The sequence below is a fragment of the Ruegeria sp. CDSC081 genome (assembly GCF_059610485.1).
The window spans coordinates 533,662-549,549 of sequence record NZ_JBXWNS010000001.1; the positions used below are offsets into that span (position 1 = coordinate 533,662).

At 57.7% G+C, this 15,888-nt stretch carries 17 protein-coding genes; 9 read left to right on the forward strand and 8 right to left on the reverse strand.

Annotated elements, in window-relative coordinates; genetic code table 11:
* Nucleotides 1-27: 27 nt before the first annotated feature.
* The gene (xseA, locus tag AC2FH9_RS02650; protein ID WP_496870670.1) at nucleotides 28-1,521 is read left to right on the forward strand and encodes an exodeoxyribonuclease VII large subunit; all 1,494 of its coding nucleotides are present in this window, start codon (nucleotides 28-30) and stop codon (nucleotides 1,519-1,521) included.
* Nucleotides 1,522-1,533: 12 nt separating this feature from the next.
* Here the strand turns inward: xseA and AC2FH9_RS02655 are convergent, their stop codons facing one another.
* Nucleotides 1,534-1,929 carry a hypothetical protein gene (locus AC2FH9_RS02655; protein ID WP_496690768.1) on the reverse strand — a complete coding sequence of 132 codons (396 nt, stop codon included), beginning with the start codon at nucleotides 1,927-1,929 and terminating at the stop codon, nucleotides 1,534-1,536.
* Nucleotides 1,930-2,062: 133 nt separating this feature from the next.
* On the opposite strand from AC2FH9_RS02655, the gene AC2FH9_RS02660 reads away from it, so the two are divergent.
* The 5 genes from AC2FH9_RS02660 (at nucleotide 2,063) to AC2FH9_RS02680 (ending at nucleotide 6,300) form a co-directional block, all read left to right on the forward strand.
* The gene (locus AC2FH9_RS02660; RefSeq protein ID WP_496870671.1) at nucleotides 2,063-2,701 is read left to right on the forward strand and encodes a lysoplasmalogenase family protein; all 639 of its coding nucleotides are present in this window, start codon (nucleotides 2,063-2,065) and stop codon (nucleotides 2,699-2,701) included.
* A 58-nt stretch (nucleotides 2,702-2,759) separates the two neighbouring features.
* Nucleotides 2,760-3,878, forward strand: a complete 1,119-nt coding sequence (gene ftsY / locus AC2FH9_RS02665; RefSeq protein WP_496870673.1) for a signal recognition particle-docking protein FtsY — start codon at nucleotides 2,760-2,762, stop codon at nucleotides 3,876-3,878.
* Between the two features lie 85 nt (nucleotides 3,879-3,963).
* Nucleotides 3,964-4,866, forward strand: coding sequence for an EamA family transporter (locus AC2FH9_RS02670; RefSeq protein WP_142634560.1), 903 nt, complete (start codon nucleotides 3,964-3,966; stop codon nucleotides 4,864-4,866).
* A gap of 17 nt (nucleotides 4,867-4,883) precedes the next feature.
* A complete protein-coding gene (locus AC2FH9_RS02675) occupies nucleotides 4,884-5,489 on the forward strand; it encodes an inner membrane-spanning protein YciB (RefSeq protein ID WP_496690772.1) in 606 nt (201 codons plus the stop codon).
* Nucleotides 5,490-5,631: 142 nt separating this feature from the next.
* On the forward strand, nucleotides 5,632-6,300 hold the full coding sequence (locus AC2FH9_RS02680) for a Crp/Fnr family transcriptional regulator (protein WP_142634564.1): 669 nt from the start codon (nucleotides 5,632-5,634) through the stop codon (nucleotides 6,298-6,300).
* 215 nt (nucleotides 6,301-6,515) lie between these two features.
* Here AC2FH9_RS02680 and AC2FH9_RS02685 read toward each other — a convergent pair whose 3' ends face one another.
* From AC2FH9_RS02685 to rpiA, 7 genes are all read right to left on the reverse strand, one after another.
* On the reverse strand, nucleotides 6,516-7,952 hold the full coding sequence (locus tag AC2FH9_RS02685) for a Do family serine endopeptidase (protein WP_496870714.1): 1,437 nt from the start codon (nucleotides 7,950-7,952) through the stop codon (nucleotides 6,516-6,518).
* A 184-nt stretch (nucleotides 7,953-8,136) separates the two neighbouring features.
* The gene (locus AC2FH9_RS02690) at nucleotides 8,137-8,331 is read right to left on the reverse strand and encodes a DUF2065 domain-containing protein (protein WP_496695008.1); all 195 of its coding nucleotides are present in this window, start codon (nucleotides 8,329-8,331) and stop codon (nucleotides 8,137-8,139) included.
* Nucleotides 8,331-9,227: a protease modulator HflC gene (gene hflC / locus AC2FH9_RS02695; RefSeq protein ID WP_496700039.1), complete on the reverse strand. Its 897-nt coding sequence runs from the start codon at nucleotides 9,225-9,227 to the stop codon at nucleotides 8,331-8,333. Before hflC ends, AC2FH9_RS02690 begins: the two co-directional genes overlap by 1 nt.
* Nucleotides 9,227-10,369, reverse strand: coding sequence for an FtsH protease activity modulator HflK (gene hflK / locus AC2FH9_RS02700; RefSeq protein WP_142634572.1), 1,143 nt, complete (start codon nucleotides 10,367-10,369; stop codon nucleotides 9,227-9,229). The genes hflC and hflK overlap by 1 nt, the downstream gene beginning before the upstream one ends.
* Before the next feature lie 72 nt (nucleotides 10,370-10,441).
* Nucleotides 10,442-11,800, reverse strand: a complete 1,359-nt coding sequence (gene gor, locus AC2FH9_RS02705; RefSeq protein WP_496870675.1) for a glutathione-disulfide reductase — start codon at nucleotides 11,798-11,800, stop codon at nucleotides 10,442-10,444.
* Between the two features lie 61 nt (nucleotides 11,801-11,861).
* Nucleotides 11,862-12,398 carry a hypothetical protein gene (locus AC2FH9_RS02710; RefSeq protein ID WP_496870677.1) on the reverse strand — a complete coding sequence of 179 codons (537 nt, stop codon included), beginning with the start codon at nucleotides 12,396-12,398 and terminating at the stop codon, nucleotides 11,862-11,864.
* 3 nt (nucleotides 12,399-12,401) lie between these two features.
* On the reverse strand, nucleotides 12,402-13,190 hold the full coding sequence (rpiA, locus tag AC2FH9_RS02715) for a ribose-5-phosphate isomerase RpiA (RefSeq protein ID WP_271946345.1): 789 nt from the start codon (nucleotides 13,188-13,190) through the stop codon (nucleotides 12,402-12,404).
* 167 nt (nucleotides 13,191-13,357) lie between these two features.
* On the opposite strand from rpiA, the gene AC2FH9_RS02720 reads away from it, so the two are divergent.
* From AC2FH9_RS02720 to AC2FH9_RS02730, 3 genes are read left to right on the forward strand one after another with little or no spacing between them, the layout of a single operon-like run.
* Entirely contained in the window at nucleotides 13,358-14,059 is a 702-nt protein-coding gene (locus AC2FH9_RS02720; protein ID WP_496749150.1) for a glutathione S-transferase family protein, read from the forward strand.
* A gap of 1 nt (nucleotide 14,060) precedes the next feature.
* Nucleotides 14,061-15,434: an L-serine ammonia-lyase gene (locus AC2FH9_RS02725; RefSeq protein WP_142634582.1), complete on the forward strand. Its 1,374-nt coding sequence runs from the start codon at nucleotides 14,061-14,063 to the stop codon at nucleotides 15,432-15,434.
* A 16-nt stretch (nucleotides 15,435-15,450) separates the two neighbouring features.
* A complete protein-coding gene (locus AC2FH9_RS02730; RefSeq protein WP_496870679.1) occupies nucleotides 15,451-15,870 on the forward strand; it encodes a GFA family protein in 420 nt (139 codons plus the stop codon).
* Nucleotides 15,871-15,888 lie beyond the last annotated feature (18 nt).

Here is a 15,888-nt window from a genome sequence, read left to right on the forward strand (position 1 = left end):
GCCGGGCATTTGACACAAGGCGCTGAAATGTCCGACCTGCTTGACGACCCCATTCCCGGCCAAAATACCCCAGAATACACTGTTTCCGACATCTCGGGCGAGGTGAAGCGGACGCTGGAAGGCAGTTTCGGCCGAATCCGTGTTCGGGGTGAAGTCGGTCGCGTGTTCAAAGCCAGATCTGGTCATCTGTACTATGACATCAAGGACGACAAGAACGTACTGGCCTGCACCACTTGGAAAGGCCAGGTTGCTGCCCTGTCCGTGGTTCCCGAGGAAGGTCTGGAAGTGGTCGTCACAGGCCGCCTGACCGCTTTTGGAGCGCAGTCCAAATACAATCTGAACGTGGATGAGGTTTCAGTGGCCGGACAGGGTGCCTTGATGGCCCTGCTTGAAAAGCGAAAGAAACAGTTGGAATCCGAGGGCCTGTTCGCACCCGAGCGTAAAAAGCCTCTGCCCTATCTTCCTCAGATCATCGGCGTGGTGACCTCACCCTCGGGCGCGGTGATCCGCGATATCCTGCACCGGTTGCGTGACCGGTTTCCGCGCAAAGTGCTGATCTGGCCTGTCGCCGTGCAAGGTTCGAATTGCGCGCCTGAGGTGGCGAACGCGATTACTGGTTTCAACCAACTGACCCCTGGCGGTGCGCTGCCACGACCGGACCTGATCATCGTCGCCCGTGGTGGCGGGTCAATCGAAGACCTCTGGGGGTTCAACGAAGAGGCCGTGGCCCGCGCAACGGCGGCGTCGGATATCCCGGTGATCTCGGCCGTTGGGCACGAGACCGACACGACCCTGATTGATTTTGTGTCGGACCGCCGGGCCCCAACCCCCACGGCCGCAGCCGAGCTTGCGGTGCCCGTCCGCATGGAACTTTTGGCCTGGACCGGAGAGCAGGGCGCCCGCCTGTCCCGTGCAGCCACGGACGCTGTGCAAAGACGGTCGCAACGGTTGCGGGATTTATCCCGCGCATTACCACGCCCGGATAGCTTGTTGAACAACCCGCGACAACGCCTTGATTTAATTGCGGACCGACTGACACCAGCACTTGAGCGCGGCGTACAAAACCGCCGCCTTCAAGTTGTGAAACTGTCCGCCCATCTGCGCCCGTCCACATTACGCTCACTGGTCGGAACCCGACAGGAAACACTGCGCAGCCTTTCGTCGCGCCTGTCTGTCCGGCCGATCCAGCGCGAAATCGACAGCCAACGGCAAAACATCAACCGCCTAGCCGAACGCTTGAGTACAGCGCAAGCCGCGCGTCTGGACCGGATGCGTCAATCCCTGGAAACCGCAGACCGGCTGCGGGAAACGCTCAGCTACAAGGCCACGCTGCAACGTGGATATGCGGTCGTACGCGCCGAAGGGCAAGTACTGACAACCCGTAATCAGGCGGCAAAACACCAATCCTTTGACATTGAATTTGCAGATGGCGAATTGAAGACCGGCCCGTCTACCGCGTCACCGTCAACTTCGAAAAAGCCGCCGAAAAAAGATGCGCCGGATCAGGGGTCGTTGTTCTGACCCCTGCACAGGCTAGACACCGACTTCGGGACCGTAACAGACCATCTCGGCGTCTGTGTCTTCGTTCTCATATAGTTCGGTCATCTCAGGATTTCCCTCGAACTGAGCGATCAGACCGCCGCCAGATTCGGTGAATACCCAGCATTGCGGGTCATGCCGGTCTTCATAGACGAAACAGATCTGTCCTTCCTGCTCGTACCAGAGCCCTTCTTTGCAGTTCCCATCCAGAAAAGACCAAATCACGCGTCGATCCGGCAGATAACGCTCGACCCCATAAATCCTGCCTTCAAAGCCATAGAACAGGGTTTTTCCCAGCGTATAGCGGTCAAATTCGGCGCCGGACAGGGATGTGTCGGCACAAACCGCCGGGGCAGCCAACGACAACAGAATCGCAATTCGTTTCAGCATGGGACCATTCTGTCAGATGGCAGGCCGCTAGGCCAATTCCCTTTTCATTCCAACCGGGTGCCTTCACGTCACCGATTGAGTTTTGCGGTTATGCGCTGCGAAAGTGTTCAGTACATGCTGCGGAGATAACTCTATGACCAATGCCCTCTTTCTGATTGCGACAGCTTGCGCTCTGGCTTACCTGCCATTGACCTCGCGTGGCGCTGGTGCTGTTCGGTCAATCCTAAAGACCCTATCCGTCGCAGTTCTGGCGGTCATTGCCGCCCAAAGTGGCGCTCCATTTATGTTGATCCTTGCGCTGGCATTCTGTGCGCTGGGGGACGCCCTTCTGTCCCGGGAAAGTGATGCCACCTTCATGGCCGGGATCGGTGCCTTTGCAACTGGTCATCTGGCCTATATCGGGCTGTTCTTGTCCCATCCGGCCAGCGACGCCGCGCTTATTCTGGAGAAGCCCGGATACTTCTGGTCTTTGATCCTCCTCGGTATTGTCGTTTTCACCCTATTACCGCCGCGTGCCGGAGATCTGAAATGGCCCGTTCTCGGGTATATTCCGATCATTCTGGGCATGGGCATCACGGTCCTGGCCCTGCCCGAAACAGGCGCGCTGCGTTGGGCTTTACCTGCGGCTTTGTCCTTTATCGCGTCCGACCTGATCCTGGCGACTGAGAAGTTTCTTTTGCCAGTGGACCATCCCAGCCGCCGTTTCACCTCCTATCTGGTTTGGGTATTGTATTGGGGGGCGCAAGCCGGTCTTCTGATCGCCTTCCTCTGACCCTTTGCAACTGCTGCAATTCCGCATTAGGTGAGAGGAACACCTGCGGAGACCAAAAATGGCGCTATTCTCAAAGCTCAAGGACAAGCTGTTCAAATCCTCATCCCGCCTTGAACAAGGGTTGGATGCCATCGTTGAAGATGGGGGCGAGGAAACAACTGCACCGGATCCAATCCCGCCAGCGCCAGCGCCGCATTCCGAACCGGCACCCGGAGTCGCGCAACCGGACATGGCACCGGAACAGGCAGTTGCCAAACCGGTGGCCACTACAGCCGAGTCTGCGCCGTCCAAATCCATGCTCGGGCGGCTTTTCGGGCGCGCCGAAACCGAGACAACAGTTCGCCGCACGCTGGATGACGACATGCTGGAACAGCTTGAAGAGCTGTTGATTGCATCCGACATGGGTGTGGACACAGCGCTGCGCGTCACCGCCAATATGGCCGAGGGCCGTTATGGCCGCAAACTTTCGACACAAGAGATCAAGCAGCTTCTGGCGCAGGAAGTCGCCAGGGTTATGGAACCCGTTGCAAAGCCCATGCCGCTCTATTCCAAACGCCCACAGGTGGTACTGGTCGTTGGCGTCAACGGATCGGGCAAGACCACCACGATCGGCAAACTAGCCAGCCAGTTCAGGGCGGCCGGCAAGAACGTAGTGATCGCAGCTGGAGACACCTTCCGCGCAGCCGCCGTTGAACAGCTGCAGGTCTGGGGCGACCGCGCAGGTGTTCCGGTCCTGACAGCCCCCGAAGGCTCGGACCCCGCCTCCCTGGCCTTCGACGCGTTGACCCGCGCACAAGAGGATGGCGCCGATCTGTTGATGATCGACACCGCCGGTCGTCTGCAAAATCGTGCCGACTTGATGGAGGAATTAGCCAAGATCGTCCGGGTGATCCGCAAAGTCGACGAAACCGCACCGCACAATACCCTTTTGGTTCTGGACGCCACCACCGGTCAGAATGCACTCAGCCAGGTTGATACTTTTCAAAAACTGGCCGATGTCTCCGGCCTGGTGATGACCAAGCTGGACGGCACCGCAAAAGGCGGCGTGCTGGTGGCACTGGCCGACAAGTTCGGCCTGCCCATTCACGCAATAGGCGTCGGAGAACAGATCGACGATCTCGCCCCTTTCGATCCCGAAGAATTCGCCGCTGCTCTAACCGGCCTCGATCAACGCTGATCTGAACTTCAACTGGCTAAAAATATCTTCGGGGGTGTGGGGGCAGACAGCTCCCCACCCTCTCCACCCGCGAAAGGTCGATGTCTTGAGCGACTGGCTCATCTCTCTGGAAGGCACGCCCAAGGGCCATGACCTTGCCCTTGGGCTCGCGCTGATGGCCGCCTTCTTGCACGCGGTGTTCGGAGCATTACAAAAGGGCCGTCACGACCCGTGGCTGTCCCGCGGGGCCATAGACGCCAGCTACTGTCTTCTGGCTGCACCTTTCGCGTTTTTTGTAGTGCCCTGGCCCGAGCCCTATATGTGGCCAATCTTCGCCACCGTCTGGCTGATCCACATCGCTTATAAGATCCTGCAGGCAATGGCCTATACCAAAGGCTCTTATACAGTGGTCTATCCTGTTGTGCGCGGCACCGGACCCCTGTTCACAGTATTCGGTGCCTACCTGTTGTTTGGCGAGACCTTCTCTGCCACGCAATGGTTTGGTGTCGCGGTCTTGCTGGCCGGGATATTCGGGCTTGCGGCCTATAATCTGCGGTTTCTCGAAACCAACCGCGAAACGCTTGGGATCGCCCTAGCCTTGGCCCTCGCAACCGGCCTGTTTGTGGCGTTATATACCACCTATGACGCCTATGGCATTCGCGCGACGGCCGATCCGTTCACCTTTCTGGCTTGGTTTTTCATGATCGACGGGGCCGCCATGCCGATCTATGCGTTCTTCCGCTGGCGCGCGATGGCCCATCGCCCGGCCTTGGGGCCCTTGGCGCTGCGCGGCATCGCCGGCGGGATCATCGCCCCTCTATCTTTCGGGGCCATCATGCTGGCCACGCGGTTGGACAAGGTCGGCGAAGCCGCCGTTCTGCGGGAAACCTCCACCGTCTTTGCCGCCCTGATCGGCTGGCTGGTTCTGAAAGAAACCGTCGGCCCAAGGCGGATCGCGCTGATGGCATTGATTGCACTCGGCGCCGTAATAGTTGAAATGGGCGGGTAAGCAGCAGGACAAAAGACATGACGGGCAAGACCGACATAAATCCATTTCTGAAACAGGTGCTGGAACTGGGTCCTCCGCTGGCCTTTTTCTTCATCTACCTACGCTTGCGCGATGACAGCTTTCAGATCGGCGGCATCGAGTATTCCGGCTTTATCATTGCCACGATCATTTTTGTGCCGCTGATGCTGGGGGCAATGGGCATCTTGTGGTACCTGACCGGCAAGCTAAGCCGGATGCAGATATTCACAGCTTTCATGGTCATTTTCTTCGGCGGCCTGACCGCCTGGTTCAATGACGAGCGGTTCTTCAAGATGAAAACCACGCTTGTTTATGGCCTGTTTGCTCTGATCCTGGGGATCGGGCTGCTGCAAAAGAAATCCTATCTTGCCTATGTTCTGGACGAGATGCTGCCCATGAAACACGAAGGCTGGATGATCCTGACCCGTCGTCTGTGTGCGTGTTTTGCTGTTCTGGCCGTCGCAAATGAATTCGTGTGGCGCACGATGTCGACCGACCTGTGGGTCAAGATTGAGACCTTCGGATTCCCCATTGCCCTTATGGCGTTCCTCATGCTGCAGTTCAGCCTGTTGCAAAGCTATATGGATGATCCCGATCATCAATGACGGCTAAATCCTCAACCGCCCTTCGGATGACTTTTCCGTGAAGCGCGGGAGGCCATAAAACCTAACAAAATCCTTGGCTAAACGCTTGGGCTATGAAAAGTTGTGTCACCACTCACCTTTTCCCGCCGGAGCACCACACCAAATGACGGCTTTCCCAAATAGTGGCTTTCTATCCGAAGCTTCAGACCGGCTGAGATCAATGCTCTCGGCACAGGCGACAGAGATTTCTCTCGAACCTGGTGATATCCTTTTCGAACAAGGGGATGAAGGGGATGCCCTCTATGCCATTCTTGCCGGCACGCTAGAGGTGTCCTTCTTGGCGATGAGCGGTCGAAAACTCTCGTTGACATTGATGAAGCCTGGCGAGGTCTTTGGTGAAATCGGCTTGTTCGACAATGGCCCCCGCACCGCAACCGTGGCCGCGGCCGAGGCCTCTCGGGTGCTGCGTGTGCGAAGGTCCGATGTCATGAACCAGATCCGCCAACATCCTGACCTTGCGGTGGATATGATCCGACTGGCCGGTTTGCGCATGCGGTGGATGGGGTCGCAACTGAATGAACAGGTCTTTTTGCCGATGCCTATCCGGCTTGCGCGCAAACTGCTGCATCTGTCCAACCTTCAAGACGATCCAACCACTCGCATTACCCTGTCCCAAAGCGAGCTGGCCGAATTCGTTGGTGCCACGCGCGAAGCTGTCTCAAAGACAATTTCAACCTGGAAACGCGACAAGGTTGTCGAAGCTTCGCGAGGCGGCCTGATGATCCATGATTTTGAGGCACTGCGGGAACTGGCGGATTCCGACCTCATTTGACCTGTTGTGACCTGCTTCACATACGACGGATCGCATTAAGATTACGTTAGGAACTGTTACCGTAGGAGGTCAGAGAATCATCCCCGATATCTGTCCACTGACCTCTCCCTGTACCAGAGCCATACGCCTTCCCCGGCGTGTGGCTCATCTTTTTTCAGCACAGAAAAAAGGCCAGAGCAGGTGCCCTGGCCTTTCTGTTTGTTCAACCTAAGAGATCACTCTTCAAGGCTCAGCGCGACAAAGCGTGGATCTCCACCGCGCCGCACCAAAAGCAGCAGTGACTTCCGCCCGGCCGTGCGGGCTTCTTCCATTCGGTCCTCGAGATCAGAAATCGCAGTGACCTTCTGCTGGCCAGCCTCGGTGATCAGATCACCGGCGCGCAAACCCTTGGCATAGGCTTCTGACGCCTCGTCCACTTCGGTCACAACCAGCCCCTCGGTATCCGGCTCCAGCCCCAGATCAGCACGCAGGGCTTCAGTCACGGGCGATATCGTCAGCCCCAGAATATCGGCATTTTCCTCAACCGGGGCTTCTTCGGCCTCACCCTCTTCGCTTTCGGCCCGCTCGGCATCTTCGCGGCGGCCCAGAGTCACAAGCACTGTCTGCGTGCTGCCATCCCGATGCACCACCACACGGACCGACTTGCCAACCGTTGTCTCACCAACCTGACGTACCAATCCACGGGTGTCATCGACCTCGACACCATCAAAGCTGAGGATCACATCGCCCGCCAACAGGCCTGCCTCTTTGGCCGGGCCCTCGGGTACATCGCTGATCAGCGCGCCACCCGGCTTGTCCAGGCCCATCGCCTCGGCCATATCCTCGGTCACATCCTGAATGCGGACACCCAGCCAACCGCGGCGGGTCTCTCCGAACTCGCGCAGTTGGTCGACAACCTTGACCACCACATTCGAGGCCATCGAGAAGCCAATCCCGATCGAACCACCATTCGGCGACAGGATCGCCGTATTCACGCCAATCACCTCGCCATCCATATTGAACAGCGGCCCGCCCGAGTTCCCCCGGTTAATCGCAGCATCGGTCTGGATATAGTCGTCATAAGATCCGCTGAGCGCGCGGTTCCGCGCCGAGACGATCCCCGCCGAAACCGAAAAACCTTGCCCCAGGGGATTGCCCATCGCAATCACCCAGTCGCCAACGCGCGCAATGTCACTATCGCCGAACTTGACGTATTTCAGCGGCCCGATGGCTTCGACCTTCAGAAGCGCGATATCGGTTTTTTCATCTGTTCCGATCACTTTCGCAGGCAGTTCTTTCTTCGGTTGACCGTCGCCCGGGAAGAATTCGACCAGTATCTCATCAGCCTCGGCAATAACGTGGTTGTTGGTAACGATGAAACCATCCTCGGATATCACAAACCCCGAGCCCAGCGAATTGCTGCGGCGGGGGCGGTTATCTTCATCCCCGTTACGGTCTTGAAACTCGCGAAAGAAATCTTCGAAAGGAGAGCCTTCGGGAACGATCCCCTGTGGGCCGGTCTGTCCCTCGATCAGTGTCGAAGTGGTGATGTTGACCACCGCTGGGCTGATCTTATCGGCCAGCGGAGCCAGGCTTTCGCCCCGCGCCTGGGCGGCCACTGACTGCGCCAATACAAGCAGCATCCCGGCAAAGGCCAGCAACATCAACCGCATGAAACCAACAACGTCGTCCCGCCGGACGGATATACTGCGCGCTTGTGACTGCACGTGGGAACTCCTTGTCGTCAACACTATCTGGATCGCCCGCAGGCGGCCCTTCTTGATATCCAATGTAGCTGGTTTGTCCTTGCCCGCAACTGAGGATCGCGGGGAAATCACCATGAAGTGTAGCCGTTGTTCAAAACCCGACCTGATATGCACCCCATAGCAACACGAGACCTCCCACCACACATAACAATCCTGCAAGCCGACGTGCCTGCTCTGGCATCGACCGCAACGCCTCTAGCATACGTTCAATAAGCGAAGGGGCCAGCGCATAGGCCAGCCCCTCGACAATCAACACCAGCCCAAAGGCCAGAAGGATCATACCCATTATTCAGACGCCTGCCCCGCCGATTGGCCCCGGCCGGTGGGTGATTTGAGATAGTTGAAGAACTCGGAATCCGGGCTCAATACCATCGAGCTGTTACCGCCCTGCAATGCATTCTGATAGGCGGTCAGCGAACGATAGAATTCAAAGAATTCCGGGTCCGCACCGTAAGCTTCGGCAAAGATCGCATTGCGTTCGGCGTCAGCCTCACCGCGAATGATCTCAGCCTCACGCCGCGCATCCGACACCAATTCGACCACGGTCCTGTCGGCCTGGGCACGTACACGCTGTGCCGCCTCATTACCACGGGCACGTTCGTCCGTTGCTTCGCGCTCCCGCTCGGCCTTCATCCGGTCAAACGTCGCTTCGAGGTTGGCCTGCGGCAGATCGGTCGCTTTCAGACGCACGTCAATGACGGTCACACCCAGCGCAAGTGCCTCGGCAATCGCACTATTGCGGATACGCAGCATCAGTGCAGCCCGGTCCGAGCTCAGGATGTCACGGGACGAAACTGAACCCAGAACTTCGCGGGTTTCAGCGCGCAAGATGCGGTCCAGACGATCCTCGGCAACCGGGATACCACCGACACCAACCGCCTGGCGGAACTGGTTCAGATCGGAAATCCGGTACCGTGCGAAGGCATCGACTACCAGACGACGATCATCCAACGGCGTCACTTCAAGCGGTTGAACGTCGATGGACAGGATACGGTCGTCATAACGGACAACTTCCTGAATAAGTGGAATTTTGAACGCCAGACCAGGCTCTTCCTTAACCGCGACCACACGGCCGAATTGCAGAACCAATGCGCGCTGGCGTTCGTCCACGATAAAGATCGATGACAGCGCAACAACGCCGAGGATCACCACAAGGATGAGGATAATGGGTGACTTACGCATCAGTTGCTCTCCCCGGATTGATTGCGGCGCAGTTCGTTCAGCGGCAGATACGGCACAATGCCCTGTCCCTGACCGGCCGAGTTTTCGTCCAGTATGATCTTGTCGACATCACCCAGAATCTGCTCCATCCGCTCCAAATACAAACGTTTGCGCGTTACATCCGGCGCTTTGGAGTATTCTTCCAGAACCGCGCTAAAGCGGCTGGCTTCACCTTGAGCACTGTTGATCTGCTGGGCGCGATATCCTTCGGCCTCTTCCACAACCTGCGCGGCTTCACCACGTGCTTCGGCCAGTACCTTATTGGCATAGGCGTCGGCGACGTTCTGCAGACGGTCACGTTCTTGTGCGGCAGCCTGAACATCGCGGAAGGCCGCGATTACGTCCTGTGGCGGGTCGGCTTTGTCAAAGTTGACACGCACAATGTTCACGCCGGAATCATAGCTGTCCATCGTCGATTGAATCAATTCCTGCAAGCGATCAGCGATCACACCCCGATCTCGGTTCAGGATCGGTGCCAGCTCGCTTTGTGCAATGATCTCGCGCATGGCCGATTCCGACACGGCGCGGATCGTCTGGCGCGGGTCGCGCAAATTGAACAGATACTTGGCCGGGTCATTGATGTTCCAGACCACCTGATAGTCGATATCGACAACATTTTCGTCGCCGGTCAGCATCAAGCCATCATCGCTACCACGGGCTCCGCCCATGTCTTCGTTCTGCTCGCGGGTCACAGGAATGACCTCGGCAGTTACAAATGGCCAAGGCGCAAAGTTCAGACCGGGATTTCCAACGTTTGAAAATTCACCCAAAAACAGCTCTACTGACTGTTCTTCCGGCTTTACCGTATAAAAGCTGGCCGCCCCCCAAAGGACTGCACCCACCACCAACCCAATGGCAACGGTCCCTTTGGTAAAGATGGGACCACCACCGCCGCCACTGCCCGAACCATTGGTGCCACGACCACCGCCGCCGCCCATCAGGACGCGCAGCTGTTCCTGGCCTTTTTTCATCAGCTCGTCGATCTCGGGAATCTGCGGGCCTTCATTTTCGGGAGGCTTGCGCCCGTCCCCGTTGTCACCCCGATTTCCTCCGCCGCCAGAAGAGCCTCCGCCCCCCCAGGGGCCGCCGCTGTTGCCCGCCATTTTTATCTATTCCCTTGTGTTGAACCGTGTGATCACGGGTTCCCTTGTAACTTGTGTGCGCGCGGTTGCAAATCAAGCCGTACGCACAGGATGACGCATTGTTACCAGTTCTTCCGCCATGACCGGATGAACTGCAACGGTGCGGTCGAAATCTTCCTTGGTTGCACCCATTTTGACGGCAATGCCAGCCAGTTGAATCATCTCGCCGGCGCCCGGTGCCACAATGTGACAGCCCAGTACCTTACGCGTGGCCTGAGAGACGATCAGTTTCATCAAAACCCGCTGCGTGCCACCTGCGAATGCCTTTTGCATCGGCTTGAACGAGGTTGCATAGATCTCGACCGGCTCTTGGGCTGCAGCGTCTTCTTCACTCAACCCGACCGTGCCGAATTCCGGCTGCGTGAAAATCGCAGTTGGAATCAGGTCGTGATCCACAGGTGTCGGGTTGCCTTTGAATACGGTTTCGACAAAAGCCATCCCCTCGCGGATCGCAACCGGAGTCAGGTTTACCCGATCCGTCACGTCGCCAATCGCATAGATCGAGGGCACGCCTGTCTGGCTGTAATCATCCACGATGATCTCACCCTTGCGGCCGCGTTCAACGCCGATCGCCTCAAGCCCCAGATTGTCGGAATTGGGCGCGCGACCCGTGGCATACATGACCACGTCAAACAGCTGTTCAGTGCCATTGGTGGCCTTTACGCGAATCTTGTCACCGTCTTTGGCCATCTCAAGCACATTGGTGCCCAGATGCAGATCAATCCCGTTCTGGCACATCTCTTCGCTGATAAGACCGCGCGCTTCTTCGTCAAAACCCCGAAGGATTTGCGCACCGCGGTAGAACTGGGTGGTTTTCACGCCCATGCCGTTCATGATTCCTGCAAACTCGCTGGCGATATAACCGCCACCAACGATCAGGATGCTTTCGGGCAGTTTTTCCAGATGGAAAATCTCGTTCGAGGTGATCGCCAGATCCGAGCCCGGAAACTCGGGCACAACAGGGCGTCCGCCTGTGGCGACCAGAATATGCTTGGCCGTCATGCGGGTGCCATCGGCCAGCTCAACCGTATGTGCGTCCACCACATGTGCACGCTGATCAAAGCTTTCGACGCCGTTGTTTTTCAGGATGTTGCGATAGATGCCTTCCAGCCGGTCCAGCTCGGCATGGAGTTTGCCGCGAAAGAAATCCCAGTCAAATGCACCGGGTTTGACGTCCCAGCCATAGGCCTGTGCATCTTCGGCCATGCCAGAGAATTCGCTGGCAAATACCATCAGCTTTTTGGGGACACATCCGCGGATCACGCAGGTCCCGCCATAGCGATCCTCTTCCGCCAACGCCACTTTGGCCCCGTTTTCGCCAGCCGCCACACGCGCCGCCCGGACCCCGCCCGAGCCGCCTCCGATGACGAAAAGATCATAGTCAAAGCTCATTTACAGTGCCTCTTTCAGTTTTCTGACAACGCTATCGAGCCATCATCAATGATGTACCCGGTCACTCATGACGGCCCAGACTGGACCACTGGGACAGTTGATCTTGCCAGGACGCATACAGATTTGGTCGATAATGCTCAATCGTCTCTACGAAACACTCAGATATGGGTTTCGGCATGGATTGCAACGGAAGGGGTAAACACTCATGCCCGCCATCTGACTTGTTGAAGCTAACAAAAAAAATAGGGCGTCGTTTTTGCTCGGTTTCGTCGAACGCATCAATGTAGCGTACATCAGGCCAAACAATGTCTTGGATCGTTCCTCTACGCGTGCGGAGCTTCAATCCACCGGAGTCCACTAGGGCCACAAGCGACGGCATATTGAGTGAGACTAGATAGTTCATGAACAACACGACGGAAGTAAGGGCAACGAGCACCAATGTGAAAAGCGTGCCACCTGTCCACCCCGCGGAAACAAAACCCCACGCCGCCACCACAGCCGCAATCCCGATCTTTATCAGGTTGCGTTTTAGCGTCCTGGCTCGCGCAGCCAAATCTGCTTCGGTTTCGCGGTATTCAGCAACCGGAGAGGTGCTCATACCTTAATCCGCCAAATCCGTGAACAGGTTGTCTTTGCCGCCATCGAACAACTCGTCCAGTTCCACCGTTCCCTCGTTGATGTCGCGCAGTTCGACCCGGCCATCTCCATAACCGATCACGACCTTGTCGCAAATGTCGATGAACAACCCGTTCTCGACCACGCCGGGTACCTGGTTCAGCACCAGCGCCATCTGCCTTGGGTTTCCGATCCGTTGCAAATGCAGGTCCAGCACGTGATTGCCTTCATCCGTGACAAACGGCGCTTCTCCGTTCATGCGAAGCGCCGAGCGGGTACCGAGAACATCCATGGTATCCAGCACCTCTTCGATCAGGGTGCGTGTGGTCTGCCAGCCAAAGGGGATCACCTCGACCGGCAATGGGAAGGCACCCAGAGTCTCGACCTCTTTGCCGGCATCGGCGATGACCACCATCTGGTCGCTGGCCGTGGCTACGATCTTTTCCTGCAGGTGCGCGCCGCCGCCGCCCTTGATCAGATTAAGCTCTCTGTCGAATTCGTCCGCACCGTCGATGGTGATGTCCAGCCATCCCGCCTGATCCAGGGAAACAACCTCAATGCCCAGTTCACGGGCCAGTTGGGCCGTCCGGGTCGATGTCGGAACACCCTTGATCGCCAGACCTTCTTCTCTGACCCGTTCCCCCAGCCGACGCACCATCCATGCAGCGGTCGATCCGGTTCCCAGGCCGACTCGCATCCCATTCTGCACCATGTCAGCCGCACGGCGTGCTGCGACGTATTTTGCAGTGTCGATGGGCGACAGATCACCGGCCATTTCAGCATCCCCCTAATTTGCTGCGGAACTTATACGGAATGCCTACGACAACTGCGAGAGAGAATTGTCCGGATCGGTAGACCAACATGTCGCGAAACTACGCGTTTCCTATGGGAAACGTCGCAATCAGGTCTGTTGATTACATACGTGAGGTATACATAGTTCGCATGAACACGCCTTACTGCCTGCACTATGCCCCGGACAATGCTTCGCTGGTCATCCGGCTGGCGCTGGAAGAGATGTGCCTGCCCTATGAAACGGTTCTGGTAGACCGCCGCCAAAGCGCACAGGACAGCCCGAAATATCGCGCGCTGAACCCCAATGGGCTGATCCCGGTATTGGAAACACCACAGGGGCCGATCTTCGAAACCGCTGCTATCTTGTTGTGGCTGGCGGATACGCATGGCCGGCTGGCCCCTACCCCCATGGACAGCAACCGCGCCGCGTTTCTGAAGTGGCTGTTCTTTGCCTCCAATACGCTGCACGCTGATCTGCGTATTCTGTTTTACGCCGAAAAGTATATAGACGCAGCGCAGGTCAATCCTTTGCGCGCCGGTATCCGCCCTCGTTTGCGCCAGCACTTGCGCCAGCTTGATGAAGTTGCGAAAAGCGCGCCGCCCTGGCTGAGCCCGGACATACCATCGGTCCTGAGTTATTATCTGGCCTGTCAGATGCGCTGGATGGCGCTCTATCCTGCGAAGGCTGATCGCAGCTGGTTTCAGATCGCTGACACGCCGCATCTGCAGCGAATGCTGATGCAGTTGGAGACGCGCCCCGCCACACGCGCCGCAATCGCGGCCGAGGGTTTAGGGGTTACACCCTTTACCTCACCAACCTATGCTAACCCACCGGAAGGCTTTGCTACCTGATATGTTTCTGTCTGTCTTCGATATGTTCAAAGTGGGCATTGGCCCGTCCTCGTCCCATACGATGGGACCAATGGTTGCTGCCGCGCGGTTTCTGGACATGATGCGCGCCTCTCCGTTCGAATTTTCAGGGCTGCGCGGGTCGTTGCACGGGTCGCTGGCCTTTACCGGTGTCGGCCACGCAACCGATCGCGCCACGATCCTGGGCCTGGCCGGATTTGTGCCCGACACATATGATCACGAACGGGCCGAGGCCGCACTGGCTGGCATAAGTGAGACCCACAGCGTGACCCCCGAAGGATTGCCCACGCTGCAGTTCGATCCCAAGGCCGATCTGGTTTTCGACTATGAAAACAATCTGCCGGGCCATGCTAACGGTATGGTCCTGATGGCCACGGACGCACAGGGCGACGTGATCCTGCGGCAGGTCTATTACTCGATCGGTGGCGGCTTTGTTCTGACCGAGGAAGAACTGGCCCAGGGCAAGGCAACAGATGAAGGCGCACCGGTGCCCTTTCCTTTCAAATCGGCGGTCGAGATGTTGGACATGGCCAAAACCAGCGGCAAAAGCATCGCCGAGATGAAGCGCGCCAACGAGATCGCGCGCGGCTGTGCAGACAGTTTTGCCAAAGGCACCGCGCGCCTCTGGCAGGTCATGAACGACTGTATCGAGCGCGGTCTGACCACCGACGGCATTCTGCCCGGTGGCCTGAATGTTCGCCGTCGCGCCAAAGGCATCTATGACGCGTTGATGGCCGAACGAGGCATGAACCTGAACGCGCCCCACACGATCAACGATTGGATGAGCGTTTACGCCATGGCCGTAAACGAAGAAAACGCAGCTGGCGGTCAGGTGGTGACCGCCCCCACCAATGGTGCTGCCGGGGTTCTTCCAGCGGTAATGCGCTATTATCTGGACCATGTACCCGGTGCTTCAGAGAACCACATCGAAGATTTCATGCTGACTGCGGCCGCTATTGGCGGGCTGGTCAAATACAACGCCTCAATCTCGGGCGCCGAGGCCGGGTGTCAGGCTGAAGTCGGCAGCGCCGCAGCCATGGCTGCTGCCGGGCTGTGCGCGGTTATGGGCGGCACCCCGGAACAGGTGGAAAATGCCGCTGAGATTGCGCTCGAGCATCATCTGGGCATGACCTGTGATCCTGTCGCCGGGCTGGTTCAGGTACCCTGTATCGAACGCAACGGGCTGGGTGCGATCAAGGCGGTATCAGCGGCCTCCTTGGCCCTGCGCGGAGATGGTCACCATTTCGTACCACTGGACGCCGTCATCGAAACCATGCGTCAGACAGGGCATGACATGCATGAAAAATACAAGGAAACGTCATTGGGCGGTTTGGCGGTGAACGTGCCGAATTGCTGAAACAAAGCAGGGAAGCATGATGGATGGCCATTGTCTTTGCGGTAAAGTTTCATTTCAGGTGGACCCGCCTGTTCTGTCCTGTGTGACCTGCCACTGCGACAGTTGCCGCAGACAATGCGCGGCCCCGATGACGGCCTATTTCGGGATCCGCGATGGACAGCTGACTTGGACGGGCCAGGCACCAAAGACATTCGCATCCTCACCCGGCGTAGAACGCAGCTTTTGTCCTGATTGCGGCTCGCCGATCTCATTCCGGTCTGCGTCCATGTCCGGCATAATGCACCTCTACGTGGCCCTTCTGAAGGACCCCAACCAGTTGCAGCCAACACTGCATGTCGCGCATGAGGAAAAGCTGGACTGGTTGCAAATGGATGACGGGCTGCCGATCTGTATCGGCCCGGACTACACCAAGATGCAGCCTTTGCCTGAAACCTAGCTTTCGCTTTCCCCTGTT